This window comes from Lysobacter stagni (genome assembly GCF_030053425.1).
GTDB lineage: Bacteria > Pseudomonadota > Gammaproteobacteria > Xanthomonadales > Xanthomonadaceae > Lysobacter_J > Lysobacter_J stagni.
Map to the genome: position 1 here is coordinate 96,179 of NZ_JASGBI010000001.1, position 14,324 is coordinate 110,502.

Below are 14,324 nucleotides of genomic sequence, written 5' to 3' on the forward strand. Positions count from 1 at the left end.
TCACGCCACGGTCGAGCTCACGCGCACCATCGCGTCTGGCTAGGCGGCATCGGGCATCGTGTGCGGCAGGCGTGCGCGTGCGGGCAGCAGTGCCAGCGTCTCGCCCGTGTGGGCGAGCAGGCGCAACGTGCCGTCGGGATCCTCGACCAGGGCGGTGAGGCTTTCCACCCAGTCGCCGTCGTTGGCGTACAGGCATCCGTCGCGCTCGAACAATGCGGCGCGATGGATGTGACCACAGACGATGCCGTCCAGTCCGCGCCGGCGCGCGTCGGCCAGGCCGGCCTGGACGAAGCGTTCGATGTAGCGTTCAGCCGCACCGCTTTGCCGCTTGAGGAATTCAGACAGCGACCAGTAACGCCGACCGCAGGTGCGACGCAGGCGGTTTAGCCACTGGTTTCCGGTGAGGATGCGGTAGTACAGCCAGTCGCCGAACTGTTCCTGCAGACCGCCGAAGTGCGTCACGCCGTCGTAGTCGTCGCCGTGGCTGACCAGCAGGCGACGGCCGTCGGCGGTGACGTGGATCGCTCGGCGACGCACGCTCATCCGCGGCAGCGCGAGGCCGCAGAAGCGGCGGATCGGGCGATCGTGGTTGCCGGGCACGTACACCAGCTCGGTACCGGCGCGTCGCAGTGCGTGCAGCGTCTCGACCACGCGGTTGTGCGCGGCATCCCAGCGCGCGCGACGTTGCGCCATCCACCACAGGTCGACGATGTCGCCGACCAGGTACAGGCGATCGCAGCGCAGCCGGCCGAGAAAGTCGGCCAGTTCGTCAGCGTGGCAGTGTTTGGAACCCAGGTGGACGTCGGACACGAACACCGCACGGTGGCGCGGCGGCAGTGACGGCACGGACGTCATCCTGCGGCCTCCGTGATGGTCACCGCGCGTGGCGCGCCGAGGTAGCGTTCGCGCTTCTTCGGCCGCAGGCGGTGCAGATCGACCTCGATCAGTCCGTCGACCGCATCGCTGAATGCCGGATCCACGCCGAAGGCGAGGAAGCGCGCGCCGCCGGGTTCGCACAGTTCGGTGTACTGGCGGTAGAGCATCGGCAGCGTGGCTCCGAGGGCGTCCAGGTTCTGCTTGAGCACGGCGAATGCGGTGGCGGCGTCCACCTCGCCGAACTGCGGCGGCGCCTCGCGGTACACGAACGGCTGGCGCGAGGCCGCGCAAGGCCGGTCGGTGCCGAAGTAGCGCGCGTAGTACGCCACGATCTGCTCACGCGCCTGCGCCGGCAGCGCGGCGCTGATCGACACCGGACCGAACAGGTAACGCACGTTCGGATGCCGCGCCAGGTACGCGCCGATTCCCTGCCACAAATAATCGATGCTGCGACTGCCCCAGTAGTCGGGCACCACGAAGCTGCGACCCAGCTCCATTCCCTGCGCGATGCGCATGACCGCGTCGTCTTCGTAGCGGAACAACGAAGCGGTATACAGGCCCGCAAGTCCGCGCTCCGCCAGCACGGCGGCACCGCGCGCGAGGCGATAGGCGCCGGCGATCTTCGCGGCCTGCGCGTCCCACAGCACGATGTGTTCGTACCAGCTGTCGTAGACGTCCACGTCCAGGCGCTGGCCGGTGCCCTCGCCCACCGCACGGAACGTCAGCTCGCGCAGGCGCCCTACCTCACGCAGCAGCGGCGAACCGGCCGCCAGCCGTCCGGCGCGGATCTCCTTGCCATCGAAGGTGCGCCCCAGCAGCGGCATCGCTTCCACGCCGGCGCGCACGGCCTCCACGTCCAGCGGATCGATGAGGGGCTCCGGACCCGATGGCGCCGGGGCCGCGCCCTGTTCGCGGCGACGTCCCAGAGAGAACAGCTCCCGGCGGACATCGCGCAGCACGCGCTGCGGGTCCATGCCCTCGGGCAATTGCAGGGGCCGGCCGATGCGCAGCGCAATGCGATGCGCCCGGCGCGCGAACATCTCGCGCGCCAGCAGCGCCGTACCGGCGGGCTTGAACAGCACCGAGGCGCCGTAGAACAGCGCGGAGTTGCGCGCCTCGATGCGCACGGGCAACACCGGCGCACTACTGCCACGCGCGAAACGCAGGAAGCCGCGGCGCCAGCGACCGTCGGTGACGCCGCGCAGGCCCAATCGCGCGACCTCGCCCGCGGGAAAGACGATCACACACTGCTCCGCCTGCAGCGCGTCGTCGATGGCATGCAGGCTCTGCGGGCTCGGCCTGCCGCCCAGAATGCGCACCGGCGACAACAGCCCGGACAGCGGCTCCAGCGCGGAGAGCAGATCGTTGGCGACGATCTTCACGTCGCGGCGCACCCGTCCCACCAGGTCCAGCAGCGCGAGCGCGTCGATCGCTCCGGAGGGATGGTTGGCGACGATCAGCAACCGGCCCGAGGCCGGAATGCGGGCGAGCTCCAGCGGATCGGCCTGGTAGCGCACCTGCAGATGATCCAGCGCGGCGGCGACGAACTCGAAATCGCGCAGATGACCGTTGGCGGCCAGGAAGGCCTCGACCTGGTCGAAGCGGGACCAGCGACCGATCGTGCGCAGCAGCGGCCGGGCGACGCTGGCGCGGCGGCCCCGGAACCAGTGCGGAAAGTGTTCCTGCAGGCGACGTTCGAGGGGCATGCGAGGTGATACATCGCCCCGGCGGGGCGTCTCGCCGCGCAAGGCTGGGCCCGACCGGCGACAGCGCAATGGCGGTTTGGGGTCAGAACGGTGACAGCGGCCGCCCGCCGCCCAGGCGTGGCCCCGGACGCCCTGGACGGCCGGAAATGAAGCCCCCGCTTAACCTGTCCGCAACATCTCCATGGCGCACAATGCGCCGACCGGCCCGAGCCTGTATCATGCCGGCCCATCCTTTCATCCGAATCAAGGGATATTGACCTCGATGTCCAGCTACCTGTTCACCTCCGAATCCGTCTCCGAAGGCCATCCGGACAAGATTGCCGACCAGATCTCCGACGCCGTCCTCGACGCGATCCTCGCGCAGGACAAGCGCGCGCGCGTGGCCTGCGAGACGCTGGTGAAGACCGGTGCCGCCATCGTCGCCGGCGAAGTCACCACCACCGCGTGGGTCGACATCGAGTCGCTGGCGCGCCGCGTGATCAACGAGATCGGCTACAACAACTCCGATGTCGGCTTCGACGGCCACACCTGCGCGATCATCAACATGCTCGGCAAGCAGTCGCCGGACATCGCCGCGGGCGTTGACCGCAAGAAGCCGGAAGAACAGGGCGCGGGCGACCAGGGCCTGATGTTCGGCTACGCCTGCAACGAGGCGCCGGAATTCATGCCGGCCCCGATCTACTACTCGCACCGTCTGGTCGAGCAGCAGGCCAAGATCCGCAAGAAGAAGAACTCGCCGCTGCCGTGGCTGCGTCCGGACGCGAAGTCGCAGGTCACCCTGCGCTATGACGCCAACCACAACGTCGCCGGCCTCGACGCCGTCGTGCTGTCCACGCAGCACGATCCGGGCATCAAGCAGAAGGATCTGGTCGAGGGCGTGTACGAGCACATCCTCAAGCCGGTCCTGCCGAAGAAGTGGCTGGAATCGCTGCCCAAGAACAAGATCCACATCAACCCGACCGGCATCTTCGTGATCGGCGGCCCCGTGGGCGACTGCGGCCTGACCGGTCGCAAGATCATCGTCGACAGCTACGGCGGCATGGCCCGTCACGGCGGTGGTGCGTTCTCGGGCAAGGACCCGTCGAAGGTCGACCGTTCGGCCGCCTACGCCGCGCGTTACGTCGCCAAGAACATCGTCGCCGCCGGCCTGGCCGATCGTTGCGAAGTGCAGGTCTCCTACGCCATCGGCGTGGCCGAGCCGACCTCGATCTCGGTCACCACCTTCGGCACCGGCAAGATTCCGGATGAGAAGATCGAGAAGCTGATCCGCAAGCATTTCGACCTGCGCCCGTACGGCATCGTGAAGATGCTCGATCTGATCCACCCGGTGTACCAGGAGACGGCCGCCTACGGTCACTTCGGCCGCAAGCCGAAGGAAGTGTCGTACGTCGACGGCGCCGGCAAGAAGCAGACCGCCACGGCCTTCTCGTGGGAGAAGACCGACCGCGCCGACGCGCTGCGTTCGGATGCGAAGCTGAAGTAAGCGGTACGCGACGCCGCGCTGTGCGCGGGTCGTGATCCAAAAACGAAACGGGCCGCTCGTCGGCCCGTTTCGCTGTCCGGCATGCAGGCCGCCGGGGCCCGTCGAGTTCATCCACGGACAACCCCCAGCGGCTAGAATGCCGGCTCCCACCGAGGGGCGCTGCAAGTCCGGCATCCGGAATCAGGCTCGGCGGGAGTTCCAGAACAACGGCGCCCGGTTTGGCGAGCCGCACACGGCCGCCCTCACCCCATCCCTCCCCCGAAACGCGGGCGAGCGGGACGAAACCGGAGCAATCGATGAACGCGCAAATCAAGACCTTCTCCACCGAAGGCGACTACAAGGTCGCCGACATCTCCCTGGCCGACTGGGGCCGCAAGGAGCTCGACATCGCCGAGCACGAGATGCCGGGCCTGATGTCCATCCGCAAGAAGTACGCCGCCACGCAGTCGCTCAAGGGCGTGCGCGTGACCGGCTCGCTGCACATGACCATCCAGACGGCCGTGCTGATCGAGACGCTGCGCGACCTGGGCGCCGACGTGCGCTGGGCCTCGTGCAACATCTTCTCGACGCAGGACCACGCCGCCGCCGCCATCGCCAAGTCCGGCACGCCGGTCTTCGCGTGGAAGGGCGAAACGCTCGAGGAATACTGGGACTGCACGCTGGCCGCGCTGACCTTCCCGGGCAAGGGCGCCGACAAGTACCTCGGCCCGGAGCTGGTCGTGGATGACGGCGGCGACGTCACGCTGCTGATCCACAAGGGCTACGAGCTCGAGAACGGCAGCGACTGGGTCAACACTCCGTCGGGCAACCACGAAGAGCAGGTCATCAAGGATCTGCTGAAGAAGGTGCACGCCGAGCGTCCGGGCTTCTGGCACACCGTCGTGCGCGACTGGAAGGGCGTGTCCGAAGAAACCACCACCGGCGTGCACCGCCTGTACCAGCTGGCCGAAGCCGGCTCGCTGCTCGTGCCGGCGATCAACGTCAACGACTCGGTCACCAAGAGCAAGTTCGACAACCTCTACGGCTGCCGCGAGTCGCTGGCCGACGGCCTCAAGCGCGCGATGGACGTGATGCTGGCCGGCAAGGTCGCCGTCGTGTGCGGTTACGGCGACGTCGGCAAGGGTTCGGCGCACTCGCTGCGTGCCTACGGCGCGCGCGTGGTCGTCACCGAGATCGACCCGATCAACGCCCTGCAGGCCGCGATGGAAGGCTTCGAGGTCAACACCGTCGAGTCGACGCTGGGCCGTGGCGACATCTACGTCACCACCACCGGCAACAAGGACGTGCTGACGCTCGAGCACATGTCGCAGATGAAGGACCAGGCCATCGTCTGCAACATCGGCCACTTCGACAACGAGATCCAGGTCGACAAGCTCAATGCCTCGGGTGCGGTCCGCCTGAACATCAAGCCGCAGGTCGACAAGTACACCTTCAAGAACGGCAACGCGATCTTCCTGCTGGCCGAAGGCCGCCTGGTGAACCTCGGCTGCGCCACGGGCCACCCGAGCTTCGTGATGTCGAACTCGTTCTCCAACCAGACGCTCGCGCAGATCGACCTGTGGGCGAACAAGGACACCTACGAGGCCAAGGTCTACATCCTGCCGAAGAAGCTGGACGAGGAAGTCGCACGCCTGCACCTGGAGAAGATCGGCGTGAAGCTGACCACGCTGACGGCCGACCAGGCCGCCTACCTCGGCGTCGCCGTGGAAGGCCCGTACAAGCCGGACCATTACCGCTACTGATCCACGGCGGCATTGCAGTACACGGAAACGGGCGCTTCGGCGCCCGTTTTCCTTTTGCGCGGTCGGACGCTACAGCGCCAGTCGTTCGCGCAGTTCGCGCGCCTGCCGCCGCGACACGTCCACGCGGCTGCCGTCCTTGAGCTCCAGTTCGTAGCCGTCGTGCACGGCCAGGTCCACGCCCTTCACCATGCGCAGGTTCACCAGCGTGTTGCGGTTGGCGCGGAAGAACATCCCCGGGTCCAGCCGCGATTCCAGCGCCGACAGGCTGCGCCCCAGCAGCGCGCATTCGTTGCGGAACCAGACGCGCGCGTAATTGCCATCCACCACGATGCGTGCGATCTCGCGCACCGCAACGAACCAGCAGCGATCGCCTTCGCGCAGGAACACCTGGTCGTCGGCACCCAGCATTCCGCGTGGTTCCACCTCGGCTACGGCGTCGGGGAGGCGCGCGCGTGCGCGTTGCAGTGCTTCGCCCAGTCGCGCCGGCTCGACCGGCTTGACCAGATAGTCCAGCGCATTGCGCTCGAAGGCACGCACGGCGTAGTGGTCGTACGCGGTGGTGAACACCACCGGCGGCGCGGGCTCGAGCCCGTCAAGCACGTCGAACCCGGTGCCCGACGGCATCTGGATGTCGAGCAGCACCAGGTCGGGACGCAGCGTGTCGATGGCAGTGCGCGCCGCGGGCACGTCGTCGGCCTCGCCCACCACGTCCACGTCCGGAATCGAGGCGAGCAGCGTGCGCAACTCCTGCCGCGCCAGCCGCGTGTCGTCGACGATCAGCACGCGCAGCGGCCGCATGGCGGTCATTGCGGCAGCTCCAGTCGCGCCAGCACGCGCGCGTCGTCCTGACGCAGCTCGAAGCGGCCCGGTGCGTCGCCGCGCTCCAGGCGCGTGCGCAGGTAGGCCAGGCCCACGCCCTGGCGCGAGGTATCGACGACGATGCGCCCCGGACTGCCGACTTCCACGTGCAGCGCACCGTTCTCGCAGCGCGCGCGCAGCGTCACCTCGCCACCGCCGGGCTGGCGCGCGATGCCGTGCTTGATCGCATTCTCGACCAGCAACTGCAGTGCCATCGGTGGCAGTCGCGCTTCGAGTGCGCCAACGCCGATCTCGCGCCGCACGCGCAGGCGTTCTTCGTAATGCACGCTTTCCACCGCGAGGTAATCGTCGACCACGCCCAGCTCCTCACCCAGCGTCGCCCAGTCGCGCTGGCTGTGCTCCAGTGCGTGGCGCAGGATGTTGGACAGGCGCGTGACGGTTTCCCGCGCGCGCGCCGGATCTTCGTTGATCAGCGCACGCACGTTGTTGAGGGCGTTGAAAATGAAATGCGGATTCAGCCGTGCGCGCAGGGCGTCCAGTTCGAGCGCGCTGCGCTGCGATTCGGCGCGCAGGCGCGCGATCTCGCCGTGGCGATAGCGCGCCAGCGCGCTCCATCCGGCCCAGAACGCGGCCCACAGACCGATGATGATGGCCACATTGGCCCAATAGCCGACGAGTTGCCCGGCGCTGCTTTCCTGCGGTACCGGGATCCATCCGGCCAGTACGGCGATGCGAATGGCGAGGTTGACCAGCACCATCGTCGCCGTGGCGGCCAACAGCACGCCGGCGACCAGACGCAGCACGAACGACGCACTGCCCCGTTCCAGCCATCGCCGGCGCACGGCGAGAATGCGCAACACGCTGGTGCCGATCCACACGCCCACGCCCAACGACACCGCGACCAGAACGCCGATGGCGTTGAGCCGGGTGAAGATCGAGAAGAACAGCAGGTTGAAGGCGGCATACGCGATGCCGAACAGGCTGTTGAAGGCGACGAAGCGAAGCTCGTTACGGGTCATCGTGGATATCCGCTCGGGTTCGTCCGGGCGCGCGAAGGCCGGCATGTGCCGGCCGTCGCGAGCTGCGGCTGTTGCGGTCATTTCCCCGGGGCCGGCGATGCGATGAAGCCACGCACCTGCGCCAGCACCCACTGCGGATCATCCCACATCAGGAAGTGATAGCCGTCCTGGCTCATCTCGATGCGCACGCCGGACAGGTTCGCGTACTCGCGCGCGAAGATGGCCCGGGTCGATTCGAGCGTGGCGCCATACGGCGCGTAACCGGCCCAGGAGCCGAGCACCAGCGTGGGCGTGCGGATCTTCGACAACTGCGGACGCAGGTCCACGGTCATCAGTTCGTACATGGCCTGTGTCGTGGTCGCGCGGTCGGAGGCTTCGCCCCAGCGCTGCAACGTGGCCACGCGCTCGGCCGCATGCGCCATGCCCTTCACGGCGGCCAGCGCGCCAGCGCGGTAGGCGGCGTCGTCCTGCTTCAGCATCCTCTGGCGCATGCCTTCGGCCATCGGACGCACGGCGTCGGTCGTCGCAGCGGGGTTGGTGGCCGCCGGGAAGAACGGCAGCGAGTCGACGACCACCAGCCCCTCCAGCAATTCCGGTCGCGCGATCGCCATCTGCAGGCCCAGTTCGCCACCGAGGCTGTGACCGACGACCACCGGGCGCTTCAGGCCGCGTGCGTCGATGTAGGCCAGCAGGCGGTCGCGCATGTCGGCCAGCCACGCGTCCTTGCTGGCGTCCTTCGCCGCGGGCAGGCCGGCAAAGCCCGGGAGCTGCACGAGATGGCACTGCACATGATCGGCCTGCAGCGCGGCGCAGGTCTCGCGCCACGTGTCGGGGCCGCTGTTGAGGCCGGGGATCATCAGCACGGGGCGGCCCTTGCCGATCACTTCGACCTGCAGCTCCTCGAACGCCTGCGGCGCCGCAAAGGCGCGACCGGACAGCAGCAGCACGCCGAACATCAGGTAGCCGGTGAGGCGGAACACGCTCTTGTGAGCCAGGCTCTTGCGGATCATGACGGTCTCCAACGGTGGGTGTGTGAGGCCATCGTGCGGACGGGGTAGCCCGCCCGGTTGCGGAAGATGAGGAGCGGCCGGCTCTGCGGGCGAACGGCGATCCGGCAGGACGAACGGCGGCGGCCGCGGAATCGCCACTATTCGTTTCAATTCATCGCGATGAAGCGATAGACTTAGCGCACCCAACGCGAGCGGTCCGGCATGCCCACGCCTCCCATCAGCTTCGAGTTCTACCCGCCCAAGACCGACGAACAGCGCGCGCAGCTGGACAAGACCGCGACGAAGCTGAAGTCGCTTTCGCCGGAGTACGTGTCGTGCACGTTCGGCGCGGGCGGTTCGACACTGAGCTACACGCCGGAAACCGTGGAGCGCCTGCGCCGCGAACACGGGCTGGACGCGGCGCCGCACCTGTCCTGCGTCGGCGGCACGCGCGCCGAACTGAGCGCGCTGCTGGAGCGCTACAAGGCCATGGGTTGCCACCGCATCGTCGCGCTGCGCGGCGACCTTCCCTCGGGCATGGGCCACACCGGCGATTTCCGTTTCGCCAGCGAGCTGGTGGAGTTCATCCGCCGAGAGCACGACGGCTGTTTCCACATCGAAGTGGGCGCCTATCCGGAATGCCATCCGCAATCCGACGATGCACTCGCCGACCTGCGTCACTTCAAGGCCAAGATCGACGCCGGTGCCGACGGCGCGATCACGCAGTACTTCTACAACGCCGATGCCTACTTCCGCTTCGTCGACGACGCGCGGCGGCTGGGCGTCGAAGTGCCGATCGTGCCCGGCATCATGCCGATCTCGAACTTCACGCAGCTGCGCCGCTTCTCCGACGCCTGCGGCGCGGAGATCCCGCGCTGGATCGGCAAGCGCTTGCAGGCCTACGGCGACGACGTCGAAGCCATCCGTGAATTCGCCGCGGATTTCGTCGCCGACATGTGCCGTCGTCTCATCGAAGGCGGCGCGCCTTCACTGCATTTCTACACGCTGAACCTGAGCAAACCCACGCTGTCGGTGCTCTCGCGCCTGCGCTGAGCTCACACGCGTCATTGACGCGGCCAGGGGGACGATGAGCGCTCCCGCTCCCCCCGGGCCGACCCATGTCATCGCCGCGATCCACGGCGGCATGGAGCCTGATCCTGGCGGCGCTCTGCGCGATTGCCCCCGCGCATGCCGCCGGTGGACTCCACCGCTGCCAGACAGCCGACGGCATGTCGGTTTACACCGACAGCGCCTGTACGGCGGTGAATGCGCGTCCGGCACCGATGTCGGCCGATCTGCTGACCCGTCTGGAAATGGACCGCGCGGTATTCGGCGGCGGTGTCATCGATACACGTGTATCCAGCACCGCCATCCGGGTGCGCCGCGCGCCCCAGGACGGCTGCGCGCGCAACCCCGCGCAACTGTCGGCGGACCTGCTGGGTGCCTTCGCGATGGGCGACGTCAACCGCATCGCCGAGAGCGTCCACTGGCCGGGACTGCGCCATCAGCAGGCGCATGTGGTGATGCAGCGGCTGCAGATGCTCGCCAGGCAGTCGCTTGTCGATGCCAGCTTCTGGCCCGGGCTCGGCATCGCCGGTGCGGGCGCGATGCAGCTGACCTTCGCGCAGCCGCAGCAGCACGTCATGGAACTAGGCGTGGAGCATTACGCGGGCTGCTACTTCGTGCGTTTCTGAACCTCCGGACTGCGGGGGCACGACGCGATGAACGGAATGCGATGTACGCACGGTCGGCCCGCGGGATCGCTGGGTAGGCTGCCGCGATGTCCGAGCTCTGCCGTTTCCTGATTGTGTCGTGTGCGGGCGCGTTGGCGCTCGCCTGGGGCCCGTCCTGCATGGCGCAGGTGCAGCACTGCGTCACGCCCGACGGCATGCAGGTATTCACCGACCGCGGCTGCGCGGAAATCGGCGCGGTCGAACAGGCGCCCGCGCGCCCTGCCCTGTCCACACCGCAGAAGGCCCGCGCGGGCGGCTGCGCGCGCAGCGTGGACGATCTGCTGTTCGAGATCACCGGCGCGTTCGGCGCGCACGACGCGAACCGCCTGGCCAACGTCTACCACTGGGCCGGGATGGGCGGCGACGCCGCCTATGACGTGATGGCCCGGCTGGACGCCATGGTGCAGCGACCGCTGCTCGACCTCGTGCCGGTGATGCCGGAAGCGCCTGCAGAGACGGAGCCGGCCGTCGCGACGCTCGACGAAGCCGGCGCCGCGCCCTCGAAGCCAGCGATTCCCGTGGGCCTGCGCGTGGAGCAGACCCTGGCCAACGGCATCACCCCCTCGCGGACGGTGTTCGGCCTGCAGAAGCACTTCGGTTGCTGGTGGATCAAGGGCTGAGCCGGCGCGCCGGCACACCGCGGCAGTGGGACGGACCCGGCGCGCAGGGCACAATAGCGGTTTCCCCCTGACGGACGCCGGCGATGCAATACCCCGACTGGATCTGGCACAACGGCGCGATCAAGCGCTGGGCCGAAGCCACCACCCACGTGATGTCGCACGCCCTGCACTACGGGTCGTCGGTGTTTGAAGGCATCCGCTGCTACCAGACGCCCCAGGGCCCGGCGATCTTCCGCCTGACCGACCACAACCGCCGCCTGTTCGCCTCGGCGAAGATCTACGACATGCCGGTGCCGTACTCGCTGGACCAGATCAACGCCGCGTGCCGCGAGGTCATCCGCGCCAACGAGAACACCACCGACTACCTGCGTCCGGTCGCGTATCGCGGCCTCGGCGGTTTCGGCCTGTCGGCCGATACGCCCACCGACGTCGCCGTGGCGACGTGGAAGATGGGCCAGTACCTGGGCGCCAGCGTGCTGGAAACCGGCATCGACGCCTGCGTGTCGAGCTGGCAGCGCTTCGCGCCCAACACCATCCCGGCCGGCGCCAAGGCGGGCGGCAATTACCTCTCGGGCCAGCTGGTCGCGCGCGAAGCACGCCGCCTGGGCTTCGGCGAAGGCATCGCCCTGGCCTCCACGGGCCTGCTCTCCGAAGGCGCGGGAGAGAACCTCTTCCTGGTCTTCGACGGCGCGCTGCACACCACGCCGGTCAGCGCCGCGCTGCTCAACGGCATCACGCGCAACACCATCATCACGCTGGCCCGCGACGCCGGCATCGACGTGATCGAGCGCGACCTCCCGCGCGAGTACCTGTACCTGTGCGACGAGCTGTTCATGTGCGGCACGGCGGCGGAGATCACCCCGATCCGCTCGGTGGACGGCCGCCAGGTGGGCGCCGGCAAGCCGGGCCCGGTCACGCGCCGCATCCAGGAGCTGTTCTTCGGCCTGTTCGACGGCAAGACGCCGGACAAGTACGGCTGGCTGGAAGCGCTCTGACGATCATCGACATGCGGTAACGAAACGGGGCGCCCATGGCGCCCCGTTTCCGTTCTGCCAAGCGCGATGGTTCAGCCGACGACGGGCGGCAGCGAATCGAAGGTCAGCGTGGCCACCACGCCACGCCGCTCGCCCGGACGCACCTGTACGTCCCAGCCATACAGCGCGCACAGCCGGCGCACGATCGACAGGCCGATGCCGCCGCCCTGCGAATGACCCGCGTGCGTGCCGCGATAGCCACGCTCGAACAGCTTGGCGGCGTCTTCTTCGCTGAGGCCCGGGCCGGAGTCGACGACGTCGACCGAACGCTGCCCGATGCGCACGACCACCGCGCCTTCGGTCGAATATTTCACCGCGTTGCCGATGAGATTGCCCAGCGCCACCGACACGGCGGCCTCGGGCGAATCCACGACCAGGCCCGGATCGCCCTCCACGCGCAGCTCCAGCGGCTTGCCACCCAACTGCGCGCGGTGCGCTTCGAGCAACTGCTCGGCAACCTTGGCCACGTCCGTCGCACCGTGGCCACGCTCGTTGCGCGACAGCAGCAGCAATGCGTTGATCAGGTCCGTGCACTGCTGTTCGGCGCGCTGGATGCGCAGCAGGCGGTTGCGGGTTTTTTCATCCACATCGGGACGCGACAACAGCAGCTCCACCGCGCCCTTGATCACCGCCAGCGGCGTGCGCAGCTCGTGGCTGACGTCGGCGTTGAACTCGCGATCGCGCTGGACCACCTCGGTCAGGCGTTCGGCGTAATCGTCCAGCGCTTCGGCCAACTGTCCGACTTCGTCGTCCGGGAAGTGCGAGGCGAGGTTTTCCGGCTCCGAGCTGCGTCCGGATTGTTTGAGCCGGTTGGCCAGCTCCGACACCGGGCTCATCACGCGCGATGCCGACCACCAGCCGACCAGCAGCGACAACAGCGTGAACAGGAAGACCGATGCCCACACGGCGCGCTGGAACTGCGCCTCGCCGCGCGTCGTCTGCGACATGTCGTAGGCCAGGAAGAACCAGGCCTTGGGCGTCTTGCGTACCGCCAGCTTGTAGGCGAACGGTTCGCCGTTGGCGACGCCGGTCATGCCGTAGATGCCGTCCGACAATTCGTACCACTCCGGCCAGTTCACGCGCACCGAATCGAACTTGTCGGGCGTGTAGACGTAGCCGCGCATCTGGTCGACGGCGAACTGCGGATCCTCGGGGTTCTGCTCGAACTGGCGCGCGGCCATTTCGATGTTGCGGTTCATCACGTCTTCGACCAGCTGGTTCTCGACGCGGTTGCGCGTCCAGTTGGTCGCCCACGCGAACAGGCCCGTCAGCCCGAAGCCGAGCAGGACGAAGGCGAGGATGATGCGGCTGCGGAGCTGTCGGCGGAAACGCGTCCGGCGCTGCGGCGGAGGCGCGTCTTCGACGGCGGCCATCCGGTCAGCCGTTGTCGGGCGCGGCGATGCGGTAACCGATGCCATGTCGGGTCTGGATCAGGGGCACTTCGAAAGGCTTGTCCACCACGGCGCGCAGGCCGTGGATGTGTACCCGCAGGCTGTCGGAATCGGGCAGCTCTTCGCCCCACACGCGGGTTTCCAGTTCCTGGCGCGTGACCACGGCCGGCGAGGCCTCCATCAGCGCCTGCAGGATCTTCAGCGCGGTCGGGTTGAGCTGCAGCAGTTTGCCCTGGCGGCGCACTTCCAGCGTGTCCAGGTTGTATTCGAGGTCGGCGACGTTGAGCACGCGCGTCTGCACGCCGCGGCCGCGCCGCGAAAGCGCATTCAGGCGCACTTCGACTTCCTGCAGCGCGAAGGGCTTGATGAGGTAGTCGTCGGCGCCGGAATCGAAACCGGCCAGCTTGTTCTCCAGCGAATCGCGCGCGGTGAGCATGAGCACGGGCGTCTGCTTGCGTGCCTCGTTGCGCAGCTTGCGGCAGACCTCCAGGCCATCCAGGCCAGGAAGGTTGAGGTCGAGCACGATCGCATCGAAATCATGGACGACGGCCAGGTGCAGGCCGGTGACGCCGTCAGCGGCGAAGTCCACCGTGTGGCCGCGGTCTTCGAGAAAGTCGCCGAGATTGGCGGCGATGTCCTGGTTGTCTTCGATGACGAGAATGCGCATGTGACCTTTCCTGGGTAATGGGCGTTCGACCCGCCGCGCTCGTCGTGGTTCCTGACGACATGAACACGCGTCGATTGGCGATCGTCGGAGCTTAACGATTCTGCCAGAGCGCACGCAGTGCACCGATCACTCCGGACGCACACGCGTAAAAAACAAGGGCCCAGACACGGGGCCACCGTGCCTGGGCCAAAAAGGGTATTGCCCCGATTACCGTAACCTGCATCGACCAGAGTCTGACTTTGGAA

13 protein-coding genes and 1 riboswitch are annotated in these 14,324 nt (G+C 67.8%); of the genes, 6 read left to right on the forward strand and 7 right to left on the reverse strand.

Translation table 11 applies throughout. The annotated features are described in order from the left end of the window. Positions 1-39: 39 nt before the first annotated feature. Positions 40-855 (reverse strand): UDP-2,3-diacylglucosamine diphosphatase, encoded by an 816-nt coding sequence (locus tag QLQ15_RS00415; RefSeq protein ID WP_283210900.1) that lies wholly within the window; start codon positions 853-855, stop codon positions 40-42. After that, positions 852-2,582: a bifunctional ornithine lipid synthase OlsF gene (olsF, locus tag QLQ15_RS00420; RefSeq protein WP_283210901.1), complete on the reverse strand. Its 1,731-nt coding sequence runs from the start codon at positions 2,580-2,582 to the stop codon at positions 852-854. The genes QLQ15_RS00415 and olsF overlap by 4 nt, the downstream gene beginning before the upstream one ends. 262 nt (positions 2,583-2,844) lie before the next feature. Between olsF and metK the strand changes: the two genes are divergently transcribed. Together metK and ahcY are read left to right on the forward strand one after the other, a co-directional pair. Next, positions 2,845-4,065 (forward strand): methionine adenosyltransferase, encoded by a 1,221-nt coding sequence (metK, locus tag QLQ15_RS00425; RefSeq protein ID WP_283210902.1) that lies wholly within the window; start codon positions 2,845-2,847, stop codon positions 4,063-4,065. A 145-nt stretch (positions 4,066-4,210) separates the two neighbouring features. Then, positions 4,211-4,287: riboswitch (S-adenosyl-L-homocysteine riboswitch) on the forward strand. Between the two features lie 74 nt (positions 4,288-4,361). Further along, the gene (gene ahcY / locus QLQ15_RS00430) at positions 4,362-5,807 is read left to right on the forward strand and encodes an adenosylhomocysteinase (protein ID WP_283210903.1); all 1,446 of its coding nucleotides are present in this window, start codon (positions 4,362-4,364) and stop codon (positions 5,805-5,807) included. A 69-nt stretch (positions 5,808-5,876) separates the two neighbouring features. On the opposite strand, the gene QLQ15_RS00435 is transcribed toward ahcY, so the two are convergent. The 3 genes from QLQ15_RS00435 to QLQ15_RS00445 form a co-directional block, all read right to left on the reverse strand. Next, positions 5,877-6,614, reverse strand: a complete 738-nt coding sequence (locus QLQ15_RS00435) for a LytR/AlgR family response regulator transcription factor (protein WP_283210904.1) — start codon at positions 6,612-6,614, stop codon at positions 5,877-5,879. Then, the gene (locus tag QLQ15_RS00440; protein WP_283210905.1) at positions 6,611-7,645 is read right to left on the reverse strand and encodes a sensor histidine kinase; all 1,035 of its coding nucleotides are present in this window, start codon (positions 7,643-7,645) and stop codon (positions 6,611-6,613) included. The genes QLQ15_RS00435 and QLQ15_RS00440 overlap by 4 nt, the downstream gene beginning before the upstream one ends. Before the next feature lie 77 nt (positions 7,646-7,722). Then, positions 7,723-8,655: an alpha/beta fold hydrolase gene (locus tag QLQ15_RS00445; protein ID WP_283210906.1), complete on the reverse strand. Its 933-nt coding sequence runs from the start codon at positions 8,653-8,655 to the stop codon at positions 7,723-7,725. Positions 8,656-8,856: 201 nt separating this feature from the next. Between QLQ15_RS00445 and metF the strand changes: the two genes are divergently transcribed. The 4 genes from metF (at position 8,857) to QLQ15_RS00465 (ending at position 11,982) form a co-directional block, all read left to right on the forward strand. Continuing rightward, the gene (metF, locus tag QLQ15_RS00450) at positions 8,857-9,687 is read left to right on the forward strand and encodes a methylenetetrahydrofolate reductase [NAD(P)H] (RefSeq protein ID WP_283210907.1); all 831 of its coding nucleotides are present in this window, start codon (positions 8,857-8,859) and stop codon (positions 9,685-9,687) included. Between the two features lie 65 nt (positions 9,688-9,752). Then, positions 9,753-10,328, forward strand: coding sequence for a hypothetical protein (locus tag QLQ15_RS00455; protein WP_283210908.1), 576 nt, complete (start codon positions 9,753-9,755; stop codon positions 10,326-10,328). Positions 10,329-10,414: 86 nt separating this feature from the next. Then, entirely contained in the window at positions 10,415-10,987 is a 573-nt protein-coding gene (locus QLQ15_RS00460; RefSeq protein WP_283210909.1) for a hypothetical protein, read from the forward strand. Between the two features lie 83 nt (positions 10,988-11,070). Continuing rightward, positions 11,071-11,982, forward strand: coding sequence for a branched-chain amino acid transaminase (locus QLQ15_RS00465; protein ID WP_283210910.1), 912 nt, complete (start codon positions 11,071-11,073; stop codon positions 11,980-11,982). 71 nt (positions 11,983-12,053) lie between these two features. On the opposite strand, the gene QLQ15_RS00470 is transcribed toward QLQ15_RS00465, so the two are convergent. Both QLQ15_RS00470 and QLQ15_RS00475 read right to left on the reverse strand, forming a co-directional pair. Then, on the reverse strand, positions 12,054-13,394 hold the full coding sequence (locus tag QLQ15_RS00470) for a sensor histidine kinase (RefSeq protein ID WP_283210911.1): 1,341 nt from the start codon (positions 13,392-13,394) through the stop codon (positions 12,054-12,056). 4 nt (positions 13,395-13,398) lie between these two features. Continuing rightward, positions 13,399-14,079 (reverse strand): response regulator transcription factor, encoded by a 681-nt coding sequence (locus QLQ15_RS00475; protein WP_158984602.1) that lies wholly within the window; start codon positions 14,077-14,079, stop codon positions 13,399-13,401. Positions 14,080-14,324 lie beyond the last annotated feature (245 nt).

Coding starts and splice junctions, on each gene's coding strand:
- olsF (WP_283210901.1), bottom strand. CDS start 2,582: ATGCCCCTCGAACGTCGCCTGCAGGAACACTTTCCGCACTGGTTCCGG.
- QLQ15_RS00435 (WP_283210904.1), bottom strand. CDS start 6,614: ATGACCGCCATGCGGCCGCTGCGCGTGCTGATCGTCGACGACACGCGG.
- QLQ15_RS00440 (WP_283210905.1), bottom strand. CDS start 7,645: ATGACCCGTAACGAGCTTCGCTTCGTCGCCTTCAACAGCCTGTTCGGC.
- QLQ15_RS00415 (WP_283210900.1), bottom strand. CDS start 855: ATGACGTCCGTGCCGTCACTGCCGCCGCGCCACCGTGCGGTGTTCGTG.
- metF (WP_283210907.1), top strand. CDS start 8,857: ATGCCCACGCCTCCCATCAGCTTCGAGTTCTACCCGCCCAAGACCGAC.
- QLQ15_RS00470 (WP_283210911.1), bottom strand. CDS start 13,394: ATGGCCGCCGTCGAAGACGCGCCTCCGCCGCAGCGCCGGACGCGTTTC.
- QLQ15_RS00445 (WP_283210906.1), bottom strand. CDS start 8,655: ATGATCCGCAAGAGCCTGGCTCACAAGAGCGTGTTCCGCCTCACCGGC.
- metK (WP_283210902.1), top strand. CDS start 2,845: ATGTCCAGCTACCTGTTCACCTCCGAATCCGTCTCCGAAGGCCATCCG.
- QLQ15_RS00475 (WP_158984602.1), bottom strand. CDS start 14,079: ATGCGCATTCTCGTCATCGAAGACAACCAGGACATCGCCGCCAATCTC.
- QLQ15_RS00465 (WP_283210910.1), top strand. CDS start 11,071: ATGCAATACCCCGACTGGATCTGGCACAACGGCGCGATCAAGCGCTGG.
- ahcY (WP_283210903.1), top strand. CDS start 4,362: ATGAACGCGCAAATCAAGACCTTCTCCACCGAAGGCGACTACAAGGTC.
- QLQ15_RS00455 (WP_283210908.1), top strand. CDS start 9,753: ATGTCATCGCCGCGATCCACGGCGGCATGGAGCCTGATCCTGGCGGCG.
- QLQ15_RS00460 (WP_283210909.1), top strand. CDS start 10,415: ATGTCCGAGCTCTGCCGTTTCCTGATTGTGTCGTGTGCGGGCGCGTTG.